This window comes from Nocardiopsis sp. MG754419 (assembly GCF_018207095.1).
Lineage (GTDB): Bacteria > Actinomycetota > Actinomycetes > Streptosporangiales > Streptosporangiaceae > Nocardiopsis.
On sequence record NZ_QOCZ01000103.1, the window covers coordinates 1 to 19612 of the forward strand.

Here is a 19612-nt window from a genome sequence, read left to right on the forward strand (position 1 = left end):
CACCGGGAACGCGATGAGCACCAGAACACTGGTGAGCAGGGTGTTCCAGGTGAAGATCGGCATGCGGAACATCGTCATACCGGGCGCGCGCATGCACAGACCCGTGGTCATGAAGTTGACCGCGCCCAGGATGGTGCCCAACCCCGAGACCAGAAGTCCGAGGATCCACAGGTCACCGCCGATCCCCGGCGAGCGGACCGCGTCGGACAACGGTGTGTAGGCGAACCAACCGAAGCTGGCCGCGCCACCGGGGGTCAGGAAACCACTGATGACCACGAGTCCACCGAACAGGAACAGATAATAACTGAACAGATTCATTCGGGGAAAGGCCACATCGGGGGCGCCGATCTGTAGCGGCATGATCACGTTCGAGAACCCGATGAACAGTGGGGTCGCGAACAACAACAGCATGATCGTGCCGTGCATCGTGAAATACTGATTGTACTGCTCGGCGGACAGGAACTGCATGCCCGGTTCGAACAACTCCAGGCGTATCAGGAGCGCCAGCACACCGCCGAAGAGGAAGAAGGCGAAGGAGGTGATCAGGTACATGTACCCGATGACCTTGTGGTCGGTCGAGGACAACCAGCCCACGACCACCGAACCCGTGCTCCTCGTCCCCTCCGGGGAGGGAGACAGCGTACTCGTGTCGACCGTCATGACGTTCCTTGTCGGATCGTGGTGGAGGGGCCCGTGCGGGCCCGCTCGGGCGAAGCGAGACCCACAGAAGACAAAAACGGACATTCTCGCGAATATCTTCGCTCTCACCGGACGAATCGCACGACCGGTCGTGGAATGATCATTTTTACTCGGGCTGTTCTCTGGAAACGCACTGCCCCGATCAGGGGACCACGAATCACGCGTCCCGTCGATTCCTGGAACCGGTGGGTCGCGCGTTTCGTGGGCGGGGAGCGGGATATCCTCGCCGACAAGCCTGCCGCCGCATCCGCTCGACGCGCATGAATGACACACCGGCACATCACGATTCCTCACCTCGGACCCGACCACTCGACCGACGGGACGGAACCGGGCGTGACGCGTGCGCGCTCCCCCCTTTCCACGGCCACCGCTCCCCCGCGCCGCGGGCCACCTCAGGGCCGTGTCCGCCACCCATCGGGCCCCGCCGCATCGGGTGATTCACCGGCGGGCCCATCGGGCAGGGGGCGTGCAGGACCCCCAGAGCACGGTCATCGAGAAGAGAAGAGGTGTGTCATGCGTTACGACGAGTTCCTGGCCCGAGTCCGCGATCTCGGGGAACACGAGAACCAGCGTGAGGCCGAGGAGGTGACGACCGTGGTCCTCGCCGTCCTGGCGACCCGACTGCCCGCCGAGGCCGTGGAGAGTCTGGCCGCCCAGCTCCCCGACCCGCTGCGCAGGGCCCTCGGGCAGGTCGAGCGGTCCGCACCCGAGACCTTCGGCGTCGAGGAGTTCCAGAGTCGTGTGGCCACGCTCGCCGACGGGCGCGCCTACGAAGGCGAGCGGGACTCGCGGGCGGTTCTGAGCACGGTGGCGAGCGCGGTCTCCGGCGGCGAGCTCAACCGGCTGCTGAGCCAGTTGCCCCCCGGGTACGCGGTGCTGTTCGGCAAGCCCGAACTGGCGTGAGGGGCGCCGGTTCCCCGGGAGTGTGACCGCCCCTCCTTCGCGAGGGGCGGTCACGGTGGTGTGGTCGGGTCCGGAGACGGCCGTGGTTCGGTCAACGTCGGCGTTTTCCCGTGAGTTCACCGCGGACCTGGCGCACTGTGGAGGCCCGTGCCCTGCGTGAACAGGGCGCGGAACGCGTCGAGGGCCCGCGGGCCCGGGGGGTGTTCCATGAGCGTGTGGACGTGGCTCGGATCGTGGCCGGTACTGCGACAGGTCACCGGCGAGGACCGGATGGGACGGGGAGAGGCCGCCAGATCGCGACCCGGAGAGCGGCGGCTCCCGCGGACCGCGGAGGCGGACCGGGTGGTGAAATCCGTCTGCCCCTACTGCGCCGTCGGCTGCGGACAGAACGTCTACGTCCGCGACGAACAGGTCATCCAGATCGAGGGGGACCCCGACTCCCCCGTCAGTCGCGGCCGGCTGTGCCCCAAGGGGTCGGCCAGTCTGCAGTTGACCACGGGCGAGTCACGTCGGGACAAGGTGCTCTACCGACCTCCGCACGGCGCCGACTGGCAGGAGTTGGACCTGGACACCGCCATGGCGATGGTCGCCGACCGGGTGGTGCGCACCAGGCGCGAGACCTGGGAGGACGAGCACGAGGGTCGGCGGGTGGCGCGCACGCTCGGCATCGCCAGCCTGGGTGGGGCGACCCTCGACAACGAGGAGAACTACCTCATCAAGAAGCTCCTGACCTCCCTGGGCGTGATCCAGGTGGAGAACCAGGCGCGGGTGTGCCACAGCTCCACCGTGGCGGGACTGGGCACGTCGTTCGGTCGGGGCGGGGCCACCATGTTCCTGCAGGACCTGCAGAACTCCGACTGCATCGTCATCGAGGGCTCCAACTTCGCCGAGGCCCACCCCGTGGGGTTCCAGTGGGTGATGGAGGCCAAGGCGCGCGGGGCGGTCGTCATCCACGTCGACCCGCGGTTCAGTCGCACCAGTGCCCTGGCCGACCTGCACGTTCCCCTCCGCGCGGGCACCGACATCGCCTTCCTGGGCGCGATCATCAACCACGTGATCACCGAGGGGAAGTACTTCCGGGACTACGTGGTGGACTACACCAACGCCGCCACCATCGTCGGCGAGGACTTCCGTGACACCGAGGACCTCGACGGGGTCTTCTCCGGCTTCTCGGAGAAGGACCGCGACTACGACGTCTCCTCCTGGTCGTACGAGGGTGTGGAGGTGGCCGCCGCGGCGGGCGATCGCAACCAGCTGTACAAGACCCGGGAGAAGGGCGAACCCGGGATCGGTCACGCGGGCCGGCCCGAGCAGCACGGGTCCGGTGGCGCCGTGATCAGGAACCGGGCGAAGGAGGACCGTTCCCTCACGGACCCGCGCTGTGTGTTCCAGATCCTCAAGCGTCACTACGCCCGCTACACACCCGAACTCGTCGAGGAGGTGTGCGGTGTCCCGGCCGACGTGTTCCGACGGGTCTGCGACCACCTCACGGAGAACTCCGGCCCCGACCGCACCAGCGCCTTCTGCTACGCGGTGGGCTGGACCCAGCACACGGTGGGGTCCCAGTACATCCGCACCGCCTCCATCCTCCAACTGCTGTTGGGCAACATCGGACGCCCGGGCGGCGGTATCCAGGCGCTGCGCGGTCACGCCAGCATCCAGGGGTCCAGCGACGTGCCGACCCTGTTCGACCTCCTGCCCGGCTACCTGCCGATGCCGCACGCGCACGAGGAACAGGACCTGCAAGGCTACGTCGAGGCCGTCGGGTACCCGCACAAGGGGTTCTGGTCCCACATGCGGAGCTACACCGTCAGCCTGCTCAAGGCGTGGTGGGGCGAGCACGCGACGGCCGACAACGACTTCGCCTTCGACCACCTGCCCCGGCTGACCGGCTCGCACAGCACCTACGACACGGTCATGGCGCAGATGGAGGGGGTGTGCAAGGGCTACTTCCTCATGGGCGAGAACCCCGCGGTGGGGTCGGCCAACAGTCGGGCCCAGCGCTTCGGCATGGCCGAACTGGACTGGCTCGTGGTGCGCGACTTCTCGCTGATCGAGAGCGCCACCTGGTGGCAGGACGGTCCGGAGATCGAGTCCGGGGAGATGCGCACCGAGGACATCGGCACCGAGGTGTTCTTCTTCCCCGCGGCCGCGCACACGGAGAAGTCGGGGACCTTCACCAACACCAACCGGACCCTGCAGTGGCACGACCGGGCCGTGCTCCCCAGCGGGGACCGGCGCAGCGACCTGTGGTTCATGTACCACCTGGGCCGACTCATCCGGGAGCGGCTGGCCGGATCCGAGGACTCCAGGGATCGGCCGATCCTCGAACTCACCTGGGACTACCCCCTGGAGGAGGGGGACGAGCCCAGCGCGGAGGCGATCCTGCGCGAGATCAACGGCCACGATGCCGACGGGCGTCCCCTGGACCGCTACACACAACTACGGGACGACGGCTCCACCAGCTGCGGGTGCTGGATCTACTGCGGGGTGTTCAAGGACGGCGTCAACCAGGCCGCGCGCAAACGGCCGGGGGACGAACAGGACTGGATCGCCGCGGAGTGGGCCTGGTCCTGGCCGGACAACCGCCGTGTGCTGTACAACCGCGCCTCCGCCGACGCGGAGGGGCGACCGTGGAGCGACCGTAAGGCCCTGGTCTGGTGGGACGAGGAGGCCGGGCGCTGGACCGGCTACGACGTCGCGGACTTCGAACCCGACAAGGCGCCGGGCTACCGCCCCTCCGATGAGGCCAAAGGCGTGGAGGCGCTCAGCGGGGTGGACCCGTTCATCATGCAGTCCGACGGGAAGGGGTGGCTGTTCGCCCCGGCCGGGCTCAACGACGGACCGTTGCCCACCCACTACGAGCCGCAGGACACCCCGTTCACCAACCCGCTGTACCGGCACCAGCGCAACCCCACGCGCCTGCTCTATCCGCACGAGCTCAACCGCTACCACCCGAGGCCGGACACACCCGAGTCCGCGGTGTACCCGTTCGTGGTGACGACCTACCGGCTCACCGAGCACTTCACCGCCGGAGGGATGAGCCGGTGGACGCCCTACCTGTCCGAACTGCAGCCGGAGTTCTTCTGCGAGGTCGGACCGGAACTGGCGGCCGAGCGGGAACTGGAGCACGGCGGATGGGCCACGATCATCACCGCGCGCAACGCCATCGAGGCGCGGGTGCTGGTGACCGACCGTATGAAGCCGCTGCGCGTCCAGGGGCGGACCGTGCACCAGATCGGCATGCCCTACCACTGGGGACCCAACGGCTACTCGACCGGGGACGCGGCCAACGAGCTCATGTCCCTGTCGCTGGACCCCAACGTGCACATCCAGGAGGTCAAGGCGCTGACCGCCGACATCCGGCCCGGCCGGCGCCCCCGCGGGCCCGACCGGCCGGCACTGGTCGAGGAGTACCGCGACAGGGCCCGCATCACCGAACGGACCGGAACGGAGGACTGACCCATGACGGCGGACGAGAGCCCCCCGCGCAAGGGCTTCTTCACCGACACCAGCGTGTGCATCGGTTGCAAGGCGTGCGAGGTGGCGTGCAAGGAGTGGAACATGGTCCCCGAGGACGGGCTGGACTTCCTGGCCACGTCCTTCGACAACAGTGGCCGGCTGAGCGCCGACACGTGGAGGCACGTGGCCTTCATCGAACAGCGCGCGCCCCTGGGCCACCAGGACGCGGGCGTGGGTCGGCCCGAGGGCGCACCCGGTGCGGTGGATCTGGGTATGCCCTCCTTCGACCTGCCCGGGCAGCGGACCGACGGTGAGGACCAGGGCGACTTCCGGTGGCTGATGTCCTCGGACGTGTGCAAGCACTGCACGAGCGCCGCCTGTCTGGACGTGTGCCCCACCGGAGCGCTCTTTCGGACCGAGTTCGACACCGTGGTCGTCCAGGACGACATCTGCAACGGCTGCGGCTACTGCGTCCCCGCCTGCCCGTACGGGGTGATCGACCGCCGTGAGGTGGACGGCCGGGCCTGGAAGTGCACGCTGTGCTACGACCGGATCGGAGAGGGGCTGGAGCCGGCGTGCGCCAAGGCCTGCCCCACCGACTCGATCCAGTTCGGCGACCTGGACGAGTTGCGCGAGCGCGCCCAGCGGCGGGTCGAGGACCTGCACGAGGCCGGGGTGTCCTCCGCCCGACTGTACGGGGAGGACCCGGACGACGGTGTGGACGGCGCGGGGGCCTTCTTCCTGCTCCTCGACGAACCCGAGGTGTACGGGCTGCCACCGGACCCGGTGGTGACCACACGGGACCTGCCGTCGATGTGGCGGCACGCCGGCGCGGCCGCGCTGGTGTTGTTGGCGGGCGCCACGGCGGCGTTCGCGGGGAGGCGAGCATGAACCGTCCCGACCGCACCGGCGAGGGCGCGAGCAGGATCGGCCGTGACGCGATCACGGGCGCGGCCGACGTGGTCCCCGAACCACGACGTGAACGGCGTGCCCGCCGCCGCGGGGCGGGGCGGGGCGAGGCCACCCGGGTCCCCGACGCGGATTTCCGCTCCTACCACGGCCGTCCGGTCCTCAACCAGATCGTCTGGGAGGCCCCGGACATCGGCGGCTATCTCTTCCTGGGCGGCTTGGCGGGGGCCTCGTCGGTGCTCGCCGCGGGCGCCGAGTACACGGGCCACCCCGATCTGGCGCGACCACTGAAGTACACCGCGCTGGCCGCGATCTCGGGTTCGACGGCGGCACTGATCCACGACCTGGGTCGCCCCGAGCGCTTCCTCAACATGTTGCGGGTGTTCAAACCGACCTCGCCGATGAGCGTGGGATCGTGGCTGCTCATGGGATACGGCCCCCTGGCCGGGGTCGCCGCGGTGACCGCCGCGACGGGATGGTTCCCTCGGATCGGGAGGGCCGCCACGGTCGGCGCCGGTCTGGCGGGGCCGCTCGTGGCCACCTACACGGCCCCGTTGATCTGTGACACCGCGGTCCCCGCCTGGCACGACGGCTACCGGCAGATGCCCTTCGTCTTCGCCTCCTCCGCGGCCGCGGCCGCCGGAGGCATGGGGCTGATCACGGCGCCCACGGCGCAGAGCGGACCGGCGCGCCGGGTGGCGGTCGGTGGCGCGTGCGCGGAGGTCGCCGTGTCCACCTACATGGAGCATCGCCTGGGGTTCGTCGGCGAACCCTACGGCCAGGGCCGGGCCGGGGTGCTCACCCGCACCGCCAAGGCTCTGACCCTGGCGGGAGCGGTCGGCGCGGTGCTGGGCCGACGCAACCGCGCGGTGTCGGCGTTGAGCGGGGCCGCGCTGCTCGGTGGATCGGCCCTGACCAGGTTGGGCGTCTTCCAGGCGGGGGTGCAGTCGGCCGCCGATCCCAAGTACGTCGTCGTCCCCCAGCGCCGTCGTCTGGAGGAGCGGGAGAGCGCCGAAGCCCGGGAGAGGGCCGAGAGCACCGCCTAGGAGTCGGGTCGGACCACCGGGTGCGCGTTCTGGTGCGCGCGCCCGCGGTCCCCCTCCCCGAACGCGGGTAGGGCCGCAAGGGGATCGCGAGGAACGGACCGTCCCACCGTGCGACCCGTGAGGTCGCCGTCGCTTGACGACCACGGGATCGGGCCCGCACCCGCGCCGCACCACGACGGATCCGCCCCCGCACCTTCCGGGGAGGAAGTGCGGGGGCGGACCCGAACCGCGCCGACCGGTGGAACCGGATCAACGGTCGTGCGGCAGGTACTCCTGGATCTTGGTGGCCAGGCCTCGGGCGGCGACGCCGGCCCGGTCCGGATCCCCGCTGAGCAGGGCCCGCAGGGTGTCGGTGACCTGTTCCCGTTCGGCCTGGGGCGGGATGGGCGGCACGTCACCGTCACAGTGGACGTCGATCACCACGGGCCCCTGGGCCGCGAGAGCCCGATCCCAGGCCGGCCCCATCTCCTCGGGCCGTTTCACGGTGATGCCCACCAGCCCCACCGACTCGGCGAACGCCGCGTAGGACATGTCCGGAAGGTCCTGGGAGTAGGGGGTCTTGGGCGAACCGCCCATGGCCCGAAGCTCCCAGGTGACCTGGTTGAGGTCGTTGTTGTGCAGGACGCACACCACCAGGCGCGGATCGCCCCACAGGTCCTGGTAGCGGCGCGCGGTGAGCAGTTCCATCAGCCCGTTCATCTGCATGGCCCCGTCGCCCACCAGGGCCACCACCGGCCGTGTCGGCGCGGCGAACTTCGCGCCGATCGCGTAGGGCACGGCGCAGCCCATGGTGGCGAGGGTGCCCGAGAGCGAACCCCGGTTGTCCTCGCCCATCTTGAGCAGGCGCGCGTACCAGTTGGTGACCGACCCCGAATCGGCGGTGACCACCGCGTTCGAGGGCAGGCGTGACGAGAGTTCGCGCACGGCGAGCATCGGGTTGACCGGGTCCGCGGGGACCTCGGCCTGGGCGTCCAGGACCGACCACCAACGCAGAACGTTCTCCTCGACCGTGGAGCGCCAGTTCCGACGCTCCCTGCGACGCTCGTCGGGCGGAGACAGCCGTGCGGTGAGCGCCCGCAGCGTGCTCGCGGCGTCCCCCACGAGGTTGACCTCCGTGGGATAACGCATCCCGATGTACCGGGGATCGATGTCGATCTCCACCGCCCTGCGCCCGAAGGGCGGCAGGAACTGTGTGTAGGGCAGGTTGGAACCCACGATGAGCAAGGTGTCGCAGTTGCGCATCAGCTCCCACGACGGGCGGGTCCCCAACAGACCGATCGCGCCGGTGACCTGCGGCAGGTCGTCGGACAGCACGTCCTTGCCCAGCAGGGCCTTGGCGATGCCCGCACCGGTGGCGTCGGCCAGCGCCAGCACCTCGTCGGCGGCTCCCCTGGCGCCCTGACCGACCAGGATCGCGACCCGCTCGCCGGCGTCGATCACCTCGGCGGCGCGTTCCAGCTCGCTCTCGGGCGGCAGCGTGCTGCCGCCCCCGACCACCCGGTCGGGCGCGCTGGAGGGCACGTGCTTGAACGCGTGCTCGGGCGGTGCGTAGTCCATCTCCTGCACGTCGGCGGGGATGATGACCGTGGTCGGCGCCCGCTCGGACAGGGCGGTGCGCACGGCCCGGTCCAAGACGTTGGGCAGCTGCTGGGGGACGTTCACCGTCTCCAGGAAGGCCGACGAGACGTCCTTGAACAGGCTGTGCAGGTCGATCTCCTGCTGGTAGGCGCCGCCGATGGCGGTGCGACTCGCCTGCCCCACGATCGACAGCACCGGCACGTGGTCGAGCTTGGCGTCGTAGAGGCCGTTGAGCAGGTGGACCGCCCCCGGTCCGCCCGTCGCCATGCACACTCCCAGACGGCCGCCGAACTTGGCGTAGCCGACCGCCTCGAAGGCGGACATCTCCTCATGGCGGCTCTGGACGAACCGGGGCGCGTCCGGGGTCTGCGCCATCTGCGCGACCAGTCCGTTGACACTGTCCCCGGGGTAACCGAAGATCTCGGTGACCCCCCACTGCGACAGCCGACGCAACACGTGGTCGGCGACGCTCTGCGTCATGATGCTCTCCTCCTCGGCTTCGGCGATCGTGGTCCGTCCGCCGGACCGCTCAGGGCGTGAACACCACCTTGAAGATCCCGTCCGTCTTCTCCTGGAAGCGCCGGTAGGCCTCCGGCGCCTCCTCCAGGGACAGGTGGTGGGTGGCGAAGTCCTGCACGCCCAGCACGTCCTCGTCGTCCAGCAGCGGAAGGATGTCCGGGGCCCAGTGACGGACGTTGGCCTGGCCCATCCTCAACTGGATCTGCTTGTCGAAGAGCGTCAGCATGGGCAGCGGGTCGGCCATGCCGCCGTAGACACCGATGAGAGAGATCGTGCCGCCGCGCCGTACCAGCTCGATCGCGGTCCGGAGTGCGCTCAGACGGTCCACTCCGGCCGTCTCCATGAGCTTGGCGGCGGCCCCCTTGGGCATCATCGCGGCCGCGCGCTGGGCGACGCGGGCCGAGGTGTGGCCTTGGGCCTCCATCCCCACGGCGTCGATGACCGCGTCGGGACCACGGCCGTCGGTACGGTCACGGATGGCGTCGACGACGTCGTCGCCCGCGGCGGAGTCGAAGACCTCCACCCCTCGCGCGGCGGCGCGGGCGCGCCGCTCGGGTACCGGGTCGACACCGAACACCCGCTCTGCGCCCAGGTACGCGGCCACGCGACAGGCCATCTCACCGATGGGTCCCAGGCCCAGGACGGCGACCGAGCCACCGCGCGGAACGTCCGCGTACTTCACGGCCTGCCAGGCGGTGGGCAGCACGTCGGACAGGAACACGTACCGGTCGTCGGGGCCCTGGCCCGGGATCGGGATCGCGTTGGCCTCGGCGCGCGGCACCCGCAGGTACTCCGCCTGGGCGCCGGGGACCGAGCCGTACAGCGCGCTGTAACCGTAGATGCTCGCGCCCGTGCCCTGGGAGTCCACCCGGGTGTTGTCGCATTGGGTCTGCAACCCGGTGTCGCACATGGGGCAGTGCCCGCAGGAGATCTGGAAGGGCACGACCACACGCTGTCCCGGGACGAGGGAGGTGACCCCCGGCCCCACCTCCTCGACCACGCCGAGCGGTTCGTGTCCGAGGACGTCCCCAGGGGTCATGAACGGACCGAGGACCTCGTACAGGTGCAGATCGGATCCGCACAATCCGGAGCTGGTGACCCGGATGACGGCGTCGCCGGGCTGTTCGATACCGGGGTCCGGGACGGTCTCGGTCTTGACGTCACGTGTGCCGTTCCACAGCACTGCTCGCATGGTCCCCCCTCGATGGTGTGGCGTCGACAGGGGGAGGCGCCCCGCCCGAACCCCCCTGACCGGGCGGGGCCTCCCCCTTGTTTCCTCGATGGTCCGTCAGCGGTTGGGCGGGGCAGAGCTCACGTCGGCCAGCGCGGAGTGCTCGTCGGCGGCGCGGGCGAGGTCGCCCATGGTGACGACCCCGACCACGGCGTCGTCCTCCACCACGGGCAGGCGACGTACGGTCGCCGTGCGCATGACGTGGGCCGCGTCCTTGACGCTGCTCTGGCGGGGCACGGTCACGATCTCGGTGCTGCACACGTCCCCGGCGCGAAGGGACCTCGGGTCGCCGCCCTCGGCCACGCACCGCACCACGATGTCGCGGTCGGTGAGGATGCCGTGCAGGCGACCGGAGGAGGTCACCACCACGTCGCCCACGTCCTCGTCGCGCATGATCTCCGCGGCATCGCGCAGGACGGTGTCCGGGGTGACGGTGCGCACGCTCGTGTTCATGATCTCGGCGATGCTGTCCACCATGGTCGTCTCCCTTCGCGATCGTCGTCCTCTGTCCACCGCCCTAACCGACCCCCTCCGGCACCAAACATGCATGTCCGGACGCTTCCGAGGCCCTCCGAGTGCCGGTGCCGCGTGGGGTTCGGGCGAGCACCGGGCAGCCGCGGCCGTGCGGGACCGAGGGCCGGCAGGACGGCGCACACCCGGACTTGAAAGGCGGGACGTCCCGCTCAGTCGCCGCCCACCACGGTGAAGAGGACGGTCACGGGGTATCCGGCGTGTCCACCCCGCAGGGTCACCACCCGCTCGTGCTCCTGTTCGAGATCGCGGGTGACCTCCGTCGGTTCATCGAGCAGGGATGTCCAGTGGGCGACGACACCGTCCGGTCCGAACAGCGAGGCGGCCTCCCGGGTCCCGCGTCCCGCGGCGTAGTGGATGACCGTCCTGCCGACCGTGTCGGTCACGACGGTGGTCAGTCCGGGCCACAGACGGGGATGCTCCTCCAGCAACGTGGCCGCGTCGCGCCCGATGGAGATGAGGGTGCGGGGACCGGGGAGTCGTGGTCCGATCGGGAGCGCCCATGCGACTTCCCTCCGAAACCTTTGTGCAATGCATTCGTGTGCGGGGCGGCGCGGACACCCCCTCCCCAGGGATCTCCAGAGAACCCGTGCGATTCACGCTCGCCCTGGGTGACTGAAATCAAGACGCGAACACCTGCGGCCCTCGGGAACGCGAAAAGACCCGGGCGGGTCGCGCCGCCAGGAGATCGATATCGGTCCGCGCTTTTCCCTCCTCTCGGGCGAACTTAGCAACCCACATCATTCCTGCATAGTCACGAACAGGATTCCTCCGTCGTGATTCCTGACCCTCGGTCGTTTCTCGGACACCGTCCCCCGACAATGGGGGGCACCGCTCGCGAGCAGAGCCGCACACCCTTGCGAGCCTTGGGGGAACGTCGTTGCGTGGACGGCACTCTCCCGACCTCACGGCACGCACCGGGATCAGCGATCCGACTTCCCGACGCCCACGCCGCGGGCGTTCCACCACCCCGGGCCGGCATGCGCCCGACGCCGACCCACACCGACGCGACGTGGCCCCGAAGGTTCACGCGCACATCCCGGGACGTGCGATCGGGGAAAGAATGTGCGGCCCGACCCTCACGCGGCCGGCAGAGAACTCTCCCGAGAAGGCAGGAAATCGGCGCGGACCTGGGGGATCGACACCGGGCTCAAAAGGGACGGTTCGAGCGAGCACCGGAAATTCGTTGAGGGGCCACCATCTCCAGGGTTGACGAGGTCGCGAAAAATGTGACTGAATGACGATCATCCATGCGGTGGCCCAGATCACCCGCACGCGCATCGATAACGCAGGAGCTGAATCTTGGAGAAAACAAGCGACGCCCATGCGACACCCCCCGAACGTCTGCTCGTCAGCATTCGCAACGCGGCGCACATTCTCGATGTCTCGGAGCGCAGCGTCTACGACCTCTGCTACGCGGGCGAACTCGTCTCGGTCAAGGTCGGACCGAAGAGGTGGAGCCGGCGGATCACCTACGCCTCCCTCGAGACGTACGTGGCCTGCGCGGTGCGCCGGACACCTCCCGAGCACGAGAGCACGAGCGGTGGGGCACCACCTTCCGAGGGGCTTCCGTGACCCCCCGGCGTGGAACACCGCCCCACCGGCCACCCGGGCGGAACGGGGACCGGCTCAGTTCTGGGAGTTCACCGCGACCCTCAGCCGGTCCAAACCGCTGCGCAGCACACGCGAGACCTGCATCTGTGAGCACCCCACGTGCGCGGCGATGCGGGTCTGCGGCCATTCCCGGAAGTAGCGCAGGAAGAGCGCGCGCCGCTCTCGCTCGGGCAGGCGGGCGAGTTCGGTCCGGAGGGCGGCCCGATCCACCACGCGTTCGAGGTCGCGGTCCTCGGCACCGATCGCGTCCCCGAGAGGGCCCTCCACCCCCACGTCCTCACCGCCGGTCGGGTTGTCCAGGGACAACGCGGAGAAGGCGGCGGCGCCGTTGACGAGTTCCCCGACCGCTTCGCTGTCGATGTCGAAGTGCGCGCCGATCTCGCGGGTCGAGGGCGACCTGGCGTGTTCCTGCGTGAACCACCCCACGAAGCGGTTGAGCTCGGTGCGTCGGTCACGATGGGTCCGCGGCACGTGCACGGCCCACGTGTTGTCGCGGAAGTGCCGCTTGATCTCGCCGCTCACCGTGGGCAGGAGGTAGGAGAGGAACCTCTTGCCCCGAGTCGGATCGAAGCCCGCGATGGCCTTCATCAGGCCCGTGGCCGCGATCTGGTGGAGATCCTCGGTGTCGACGCCGCGTCCGCGGTAACGACCGGCCTCCCTGAGGAGGACCTTGCGGTAGAGGAAGGCGATCCGGGCCCGGCAGTCACGGGCCCGCTCACCCTGGGGCGGGAGGTCGCGCAGGGTGGCGAGGAGACCGTCGGTCTCCTCGTGCACCCGCGGGTCCGACGCCGAGGGAAGTTCGGTGGTGTCTACGGAAGCGAACACAAGGGTCCTCCTGGGCTCCCGTCGCGAGGACGGAAGGAACGGGGAGGCCACGCTGTCGGACCGGAGCCGACACCGTACCCCGGGTGTCGAGGCGCGGACAACCGTCGCGGAAGATCGAAGGGCGTGGGCGTGCTCGCATTGCCCCCCGCGCCTCGGTTCAGCAGAATGGGCGTCGACCCCCGATGTCCCTCACAAGGTCCGGGTGAGAAGAGGCGGCCGGCGAGAGCGGAGGCGACCCATGCCCCATCCATCGGAGGACACCGCCGGTGCCTTCGCGCGGTTCGCGCGGGATCTCCTGGAGCAGGACACCGTCGACGCGACCCTGGACGAGATCACCGCGCTGGCGGTGAGCGAGATCGAGGGGTGCGAGTACGCGGGCGTCTCCCTCCTGTACCAGGGCGGTGAGCTCACCACGCCGAGTTCCACCGATCCGATCGTCGAGGAGGCGGATCGCCTGCAGCACACGACCGGCCAGGGGCCCGGCATCGAGGCGATCAGTGCCCGCACGGTCTGCGTCGTGTCGGATCTGGCCCGGGAGACACGGTGGCCGGCGTTCACCGAGGGCGCCACCCGGTTGGGCCTGGCCGGCATGATGTCGCTCCAACTGTTCACCCACCAACGTGTGCTGGGCAGCCTCAACCTCTACTCCACGGAGACCGGCGCCTTCGACCAGGACTCGACCGAGGTGGGTGAGATCCTCGCCGCGCACGCCGCCGTGGCACTGGCCGCGGCCCAGAAATCGGCGGATCTGCATCAGGCCATCCGCACCCGCGAGCGCATCGGCGAGGCCACCGGCATCCTCATGGAGCGCTACCGGCTCACCAACACGCAGGCCTTCTCCCTGCTGGTCAAGGCCTCCCAGAAGCTCAACACCAAACTGCGGGACATCGCCGAGGACATCGTGCGCACGGGGGACTTCCCGAGCGGAGCCGCCTGACCCGCATGGGTCCGAGGCCCGGGGGACGGACGCTCCGGGCGCGGCGAGGAGCGTGTCGGGTGCATGGCGGCACCTGACACGCTCCTCGTTCTTCACCGCGCGGCCGGACCGCGCGGGAGCGTGGGACCACCTCCCCCGCGCCGGGACCCCGCCGCACCAATGCGGGACAGGCTCCGGCCAAGGGTGCGCATGATCGTTTTGTCGGGCTGCGGAGTCGGGCAGCACGATAGGAGACGTGCCCGGCACGCCCACCGGGGACGCCACGGATCCCCCACCCGTCGGTCGCAACGGCCACCGGCGGACGAGCACACGGGACATCCGAGGGCGCAGGAGGTTCGCCATGCCCGCTTCCGTAGCGAACGCCACCCCGCACGGGGGGACATCACCAGCCGCCCCGCGGGGGGAACCCTCGGAGGACGCCTCCACGGAGGACCTCCTGGCGGTGATGCGGAGCCTGGAGCAGGGGGACCCCCTGATCGCGCGCCTGCGTGAGCGCATCACACGGCACTACCTGCCGCTCCTGCACCGCATCGCGCACCGCTACAGAGGCCGTGGCGAGCAGGTGGAGGATCTACGACAGACCGCCCACGTCGGACTGGCCAAGGCGATCCGCGGTTACTCCCCCGAGCGCGGCCAGGAGTTCATCCGCTACCTCATGCCCACGGTGACCGGGGAGATCAAACGCCACTTCCGGGACCACACCTGGGCGGTGCACACTCCGCGTGACCCCCAGACCCGACGTTCCGAGATGATCAAGGTGCGCGCGCTGTTGGAGCAGCGTCTGGCCCACCCCCCGACGGTCCCCGAGATCGCCCGGGAGATGGGGGTCGGCGAGCAGCAGGTGGAGGAGGCGCGACTGGTGTCGGAGGCCTACAACACCGTCTCGCTCAACGCTCCGGAACCACGTGAGGGCGGCGCGCCCCTCACCCTGGAGCAGCACATCGGGATGGAGGACCCCGAACTGGACCTGGCCGTGGAGCGCGCGACCGTCCGCCCGGCGTTGCGCCTCCTGGCCCCACGGGAACGGTTGATCATCAAACGTCGGTTCTTCGACGAGTGGACCCAGTCCCGGATCGCCGAGGAGCTGGGATGCTCCCAGATGCACGTGTCCCGCCTGCTCGCCGCCACCCTGCGCACACTCCGGAAGTCCCTGGGGGACGAGGCGAAGTGAGCCGGACCCCACGCGGGGCCGGCAGGGCGACGTCGGCCGGTTGGACGCTCGCGGTGCGTACGGGCGCACGAGGCGGACACGGTGGTCCGGGGCACGGGAGGGGTCCCGGCGCACGAGAGGAGGCAGCATGCGGAACCGGAGGGAACGGTTACGGCGTCGCCCCTGGTTGACGGGGGCGGCCCGAGGCGTCGTCGGTGCGATGGCCATGAGCGGGGCACGGCGGCTCGCGGTGGGCCTGGAGATGGTCGAACGCACACCCCCCGAGTCCATCCTTCGGGAGGGTGTCCCGGCGATGTTGCGGGGGATCCCGGAAGAGCGACACCTCGCCGCCATCGAACTCGCGCACTGGGGCTACGGAGCGGCCGCGGGTGCGGCCTTCGGCCTGCTCCCGGCGGGTCTGCGCCGGTGGAGGCTGACCGGGCCGGTCTACGGGGTCCTCTCCTGGGGACTGTTCGAGGTCGCCCTCGCCCCGGCCCTGGACCTGGCCCACGCCCACCGGGCGGGAACCCGCGAACGGATGGCCCTGCTGCTCGACCACGTGCTCTTCGGTCTCATCGTCGGGGAGCCGCCCGAAGCCGACATCGTGGGCTCCGAGGCCGCAGCGGAGGCCGAGGCGGAGGCGCAGATCGAAGCCGCCACCGAGGAGGAAACAGAGGCCGAGTCGGAGACCGAGGCGGAAGAGGGGACGGACGGGCCTCGGACGTGAGCGGAGGGCGGACGGGCCCACCGGCACGGCGCGGGCCGCACGTCCACCGCCGGACCGGGATCACGGCCGGTCGGCGACGACCAGGCGGGCGAACAGGCCGGGGTCGATGTTGCCGCCGGAGACCACCGCCACCGTCGCCTGGGGCCGGCCGGGGACCGTCTCGACCTTCCCCGCCAACAGCGCGGCGGTCGCCAACGCACCACTGGGTTCGGCCACCAGGCGCGAGCCGTGCGCCAGAGCGCCCACGGCGTCGGCGATCTCGTCCTCGGTCACCGTGACGATGCCGTCCAGGCGGGTCGACAGGTGGGCGAAGGTGAACTCCGACAGGCAGGTGCGCACACCGTCCGCCATGGTCCGGTGGGTGCGCTCGGGCTCCCAGGTGACCAGGCGGCCCTCACGCAGGCTCTCGGCCGCGTCGGCGGCCGTCTCCGGTTCCACGCCCACCACCCGCACCCGGCCGGGGTGCACGGTCCAGGCGGCGGTCGCCACCCCCGACGCCAACCCGCCACCGCCGACCGGCACGACGATGGTGGTCACCTCCGGGGACTGTTCCAGGATCTCCAGACCCACGGTCCCCTGCCCGGCGATCACCCGGGCGTCGTCGAAGGGCGGCACGAACGCCAGGAGTTCGCGTTCGACCAGAGCCTCGGCGGCGGACCGACGTTCGACCGGGGGCACCATGACCACGCGCGCACCCGCGGCGCGGATCCGGTCCACCTTCACCCCGGGTGCGCCCTCGGGCACCACCACGGTGCAGGCGACCCCCTGGCGAACCGCAGCCCAGGCCAGCGCGAGGCCGTGGTTGCCCGAGGAGTGGGTGACGACCCCGTTGCGCCGCTGGACGTCGTTGAGCCGGGCGACCGCGTTGGTGGCACCGCGCAGCTTGAACGCCCCGGTGGGTTGCAGGCTCTCGGGTTTGAGCAGGAAGGGCCGATCGGTGCTCGGCCCGATCGTCAGGGGGGTGCGCACCACGTGGCCATGAATCCGGGTGGCGGCGGCGCGGACGTCCTCGGCTGAGACCAGTCGCATGCGGCGAGTATGCCCCCGTCCACCCTCGGCACACGGGATAATGGGACTCGATGCGTACCGAATGGACCCCTGACGACCTGCCCGGCCGGGCCTTCTACAAGATGCTGACGTCGGTGGTGGTCCCGCGCCCGATCGCGTGGGTCTCCAGCACCTCACCCGACGGCGTGGACAACCTGGCCCCCCACTCCTTCTTCACCGTTTCCTGCGTGGAACCACCGATCGTGCAGTTCACCTCCGTGGGCCGTAAGGACTCCCTGAGCAACGTGGAGCGCACCGGCGAGTTCGTGGTCAATCTGGCCGCCGAGTCGCTCCAGGACCAGGTGAACGCGACCGGAACCCCCTACCCGGCGCACACGAGCGAGTTCGACGCGCTGGGGATCGAGCGCGAGGCGAGCGCGCAGGTGCGCCCGCCACGGGTGGCCGCCTCCCCGGTGGCCTTGGAGTGCACGCTGCACTCCACCCTGGGGTTGGGCGATTCCACCGTCGTGTTCGGCCGGGTCCTGCGGGTCGCCGTGGCCCAGGAGGCGGTGGTGGACGGACACCCGGAGATCACCCTGCTGCGCCCGTTGGCCCGCCTGGGCCGCAACGAGTGGTCGACCCTGGGCGAGGTGCGGGCGATCGACCGTCTTCCGTACCACCCCTGAGTCCCGCCCCAGGGGGCGTGGGCGTGCGCACGGTCGGCGCGGTCCGACCGGGACCCGTGGACCGCACCGCGAGGGTGGCGGTCCGGGCACCTTCGGACCGTGCTGCCGACGGGCACGGGGAGGGGCCACAGGTGGGGGCGGGAATCGAGCCCTCCCACCTGTGGCCCCGAAGGTCATCCCCTCGTCCGGGCCTCGGCGGACGGGCCGAAGCGCGGCGGAGGCCGCGCACGAGCACAGCGCCCGCTCCGGGTCCGACCGTCGTGAGCGACGGGCCTCAGACCGCCAGGTCCCGCTCCGGAGCGGGCAGCGCCGACAGCAGGGGCACGACCGGCGCGGGGTCGCCGGACCAGTCCAGGGCCCGGATCTGGTCGAGGCTGCGCCGTCCGGTCACCGCGCGGGCCAGTTCGAAGGCGCTCGCGTCCAGGGTGAGGTCGGCCCGCGCACTCTGGCCGTCCCCCTCCCCCAGGTACCACGCGTGGCCGGTGTCGGTGGCGCGCACACGGACCGACGGACGGTCCGCCGACCACGCTCGGGCCAGTCCGCCCAGCACGAACCCGGCCAGGAGGTCGGCGTCGTCGCCGCGGGGCTCCAGGCCCAGGGCGCCACGGATGTCGTTCTCGTGGTGCCAGGTGTCCAGGGCCGGCAGCGTGTAACGCATCCGGGTGCCTGCGCTCATGAGTTCGAGCAGGGCGGGGGTGCCCCGCACCCACTCCTCGATGATGCGGTCGATGCCCACGCCGGCACGGTCGGCGACCTGGCGGGCGGTGACCTCGTCACTGGCGGGGGGCGTCACCAGCCCCTGCACCACCTCGACGCACAGCCCGGCCATGTGGGCGTAGGTCCCGCGCACGTCCCAGTCGGGACAGGCGGGGACGACGGTCGTGAGGGCGGCTTCGTCGAGATCGCCGGCGAGGGCGACCAAGCGTTGCTGAGCCTGCTGGTAGATGCGCGCGGGGTCCATGCGGACAGGGTAACTAACAGCGTTAGGACCACGCGAGGGGCCCGGGGTTCCCGGGCCCCTCGCGTGGAGTGGTCGGATCAGCGGCCCAGGCCGGACATGAGGTCGGCGAAGGGCGTGGGCTCCTCGTAGGGGTCGACAGCGTCGGAGGTGTGTTCGGTGGCGAGCACCGCCAACTGCCGGGCCGCGCGCCCGATGCGCTCCGACAGATCACGGCCGCCGCTGTCCCCCGCGCCCCAGTCCTCGGATGCGGCGTAGACGCCCGTGGGCACCACCACCGCGCGGGTGTAGGAGAACATCGGGCGCAGCGCGTGCTCCAACACCAGCGAGTGTCGCGGGCTTCCGCCGGTGGCGGCGGCCAACACGGGCGTGCCGTCCAGCGCGCCGGGCTCGATCACGTCGAAGAACGACTTGAACAGACCGCTGTAGGAGGCGTTGAAGACGGGGGTCACCGCGATGATCCCGTCGGCTTCGGCGACATCGGCCAGGATGCCCGGCAGTTCACCGGTGGGGACCCGGGTGGTCATGGCGTTCATGATGTCGTGGGCGACCTCGCGCAGTTCCACGACACGGACCTCGACCTGCTCGCCCCGCTCGGACAACGCCTCCCGTGCGGCGGCGGTCAGACGGTCGGCGAGCAGACGTGTCGAGGACGGGTTGCTCAACCCCGCCGTGACGGTCACCAGCTTCCGGGTCATCGGGTCTCCTCCGTCTTCGTGGATCCCCGCTCCTTCGCGGCCAGGAGCGAGGCGTGGACCGGTGCGTCGGGCACGTGCGGCGGCTTCTTCGCGGCGAACTCCTTCCTCAGGACGGGGACGACCTCCTCGCCCAGGATGTCCAACTGCTCCAG

The 19612-nt window shown here is 70.5% G+C and carries 18 protein-coding genes and 1 pseudogene; 9 read left to right on the forward strand and 10 right to left on the reverse strand.

Annotation, left to right across the window (positions count from 1 at the left end; translation table 11 throughout):
• The coding region (locus tag DSY14_RS18730; RefSeq protein ID WP_211717888.1) for a cbb3-type cytochrome c oxidase subunit I at positions 1-660 on the reverse strand (660 nt) is incomplete at its 3' end.
• Positions 661-1212: 552 nt separating this feature from the next.
• Between DSY14_RS18730 and DSY14_RS18735 the strand changes: the two genes are divergently transcribed.
• From DSY14_RS18735 to nrfD, 4 genes are all read left to right on the forward strand, one after another.
• Positions 1213-1602 (forward strand): DUF2267 domain-containing protein, encoded by a 390-nt coding sequence (locus DSY14_RS18735; protein WP_211717889.1) that lies wholly within the window; start codon positions 1213-1215, stop codon positions 1600-1602.
• A gap of 207 nt (positions 1603-1809) precedes the next feature.
• Entirely contained in the window at positions 1810-5064 is a 3255-nt protein-coding gene (gene fdh, locus DSY14_RS18740; RefSeq protein ID WP_211717890.1) for a formate dehydrogenase, read from the forward strand.
• 3 nt (positions 5065-5067) lie between these two features.
• Positions 5068-5955 carry a 4Fe-4S dicluster domain-containing protein gene (locus DSY14_RS18745; protein ID WP_211717891.1) on the forward strand — a complete coding sequence of 296 codons (888 nt, stop codon included), beginning with the start codon at positions 5068-5070 and terminating at the stop codon, positions 5953-5955.
• Positions 5952-7019 carry an NrfD/PsrC family molybdoenzyme membrane anchor subunit gene (gene nrfD, locus DSY14_RS18750; RefSeq protein WP_211717892.1) on the forward strand — a complete coding sequence of 356 codons (1068 nt, stop codon included), beginning with the start codon at positions 5952-5954 and terminating at the stop codon, positions 7017-7019. The genes DSY14_RS18745 and nrfD overlap by 4 nt, the downstream gene beginning before the upstream one ends.
• A gap of 249 nt (positions 7020-7268) precedes the next feature.
• Here the strand turns inward: nrfD and DSY14_RS18755 are convergent, their stop codons facing one another.
• From DSY14_RS18755 to DSY14_RS18770, 4 genes are all read right to left on the reverse strand, one after another.
• On the reverse strand, positions 7269-9077 hold the full coding sequence (locus DSY14_RS18755) for a thiamine pyrophosphate-requiring protein (protein ID WP_211717893.1): 1809 nt from the start codon (positions 9075-9077) through the stop codon (positions 7269-7271).
• 49 nt (positions 9078-9126) lie between these two features.
• Positions 9127-10308, reverse strand: a complete 1182-nt coding sequence (locus DSY14_RS18760) for an alcohol dehydrogenase catalytic domain-containing protein (protein WP_211717894.1) — start codon at positions 10306-10308, stop codon at positions 9127-9129.
• A 96-nt stretch (positions 10309-10404) separates the two neighbouring features.
• Entirely contained in the window at positions 10405-10824 is a 420-nt protein-coding gene (locus DSY14_RS18765) for a CBS domain-containing protein (RefSeq protein ID WP_211717895.1), read from the reverse strand.
• Positions 10825-11030: 206 nt separating this feature from the next.
• On the reverse strand, positions 11031-11309 hold the full coding sequence (locus DSY14_RS18770) for a hypothetical protein (RefSeq protein WP_211717896.1): 279 nt from the start codon (positions 11307-11309) through the stop codon (positions 11031-11033).
• A gap of 871 nt (positions 11310-12180) precedes the next feature.
• On the opposite strand from DSY14_RS18770, the gene DSY14_RS18775 reads away from it, so the two are divergent.
• Positions 12181-12453, forward strand: a complete 273-nt coding sequence (locus DSY14_RS18775; protein ID WP_211717897.1) for a helix-turn-helix domain-containing protein — start codon at positions 12181-12183, stop codon at positions 12451-12453.
• 54 nt (positions 12454-12507) lie between these two features.
• On the opposite strand, the gene DSY14_RS18780 is transcribed toward DSY14_RS18775, so the two are convergent.
• A complete protein-coding gene (locus DSY14_RS18780) occupies positions 12508-13317 on the reverse strand; it encodes a sigma-70 family RNA polymerase sigma factor (RefSeq protein ID WP_211717898.1) in 810 nt (269 codons plus the stop codon).
• A gap of 238 nt (positions 13318-13555) precedes the next feature.
• Between DSY14_RS18780 and DSY14_RS18785 the strand changes: the two genes are divergently transcribed.
• The 3 genes from DSY14_RS18785 (at position 13556) to DSY14_RS18795 (ending at position 16131) form a co-directional block, all read left to right on the forward strand.
• Positions 13556-14254: a GAF and ANTAR domain-containing protein gene (locus tag DSY14_RS18785; RefSeq protein ID WP_211717899.1), complete on the forward strand. Its 699-nt coding sequence runs from the start codon at positions 13556-13558 to the stop codon at positions 14252-14254.
• A 340-nt stretch (positions 14255-14594) separates the two neighbouring features.
• A complete protein-coding gene (locus tag DSY14_RS18790; protein ID WP_211717900.1) occupies positions 14595-15425 on the forward strand; it encodes a sigma-70 family RNA polymerase sigma factor in 831 nt (276 codons plus the stop codon).
• Between the two features lie 127 nt (positions 15426-15552).
• A complete protein-coding gene (locus DSY14_RS18795; protein WP_374224026.1) occupies positions 15553-16131 on the forward strand; it encodes a hypothetical protein in 579 nt (192 codons plus the stop codon).
• Between the two features lie 60 nt (positions 16132-16191).
• On the opposite strand, the gene DSY14_RS18800 is transcribed toward DSY14_RS18795, so the two are convergent.
• Positions 16192-17160: a threonine/serine dehydratase gene (locus DSY14_RS18800; RefSeq protein ID WP_211717901.1), complete on the reverse strand. Its 969-nt coding sequence runs from the start codon at positions 17158-17160 to the stop codon at positions 16192-16194.
• Between the two features lie 50 nt (positions 17161-17210).
• On the opposite strand from DSY14_RS18800, the gene DSY14_RS18805 reads away from it, so the two are divergent.
• The gene (locus tag DSY14_RS18805) at positions 17211-17804 is read left to right on the forward strand and encodes a flavin reductase family protein (protein WP_211717902.1); all 594 of its coding nucleotides are present in this window, start codon (positions 17211-17213) and stop codon (positions 17802-17804) included.
• Positions 17805-18078: 274 nt separating this feature from the next.
• On the opposite strand, the gene DSY14_RS18810 is transcribed toward DSY14_RS18805, so the two are convergent.
• The 3 genes and pseudogenes from DSY14_RS18810 to DSY14_RS28840 all read right to left on the reverse strand — a co-directional run.
• Positions 18079-18765: a maleylpyruvate isomerase N-terminal domain-containing protein gene (locus tag DSY14_RS18810; RefSeq protein ID WP_211717903.1), complete on the reverse strand. Its 687-nt coding sequence runs from the start codon at positions 18763-18765 to the stop codon at positions 18079-18081.
• A gap of 77 nt (positions 18766-18842) precedes the next feature.
• Positions 18843-19460, reverse strand: a complete 618-nt coding sequence (locus tag DSY14_RS18815; RefSeq protein ID WP_211717904.1) for an FMN reductase — start codon at positions 19458-19460, stop codon at positions 18843-18845.
• Positions 19457-19612 (reverse strand): annotated as a pseudogene (locus DSY14_RS28840) (5,10-methylene tetrahydromethanopterin reductase); the annotation flags it as partial. The pseudogene DSY14_RS28840 and the gene DSY14_RS18815, both read right to left, overlap by 4 nt.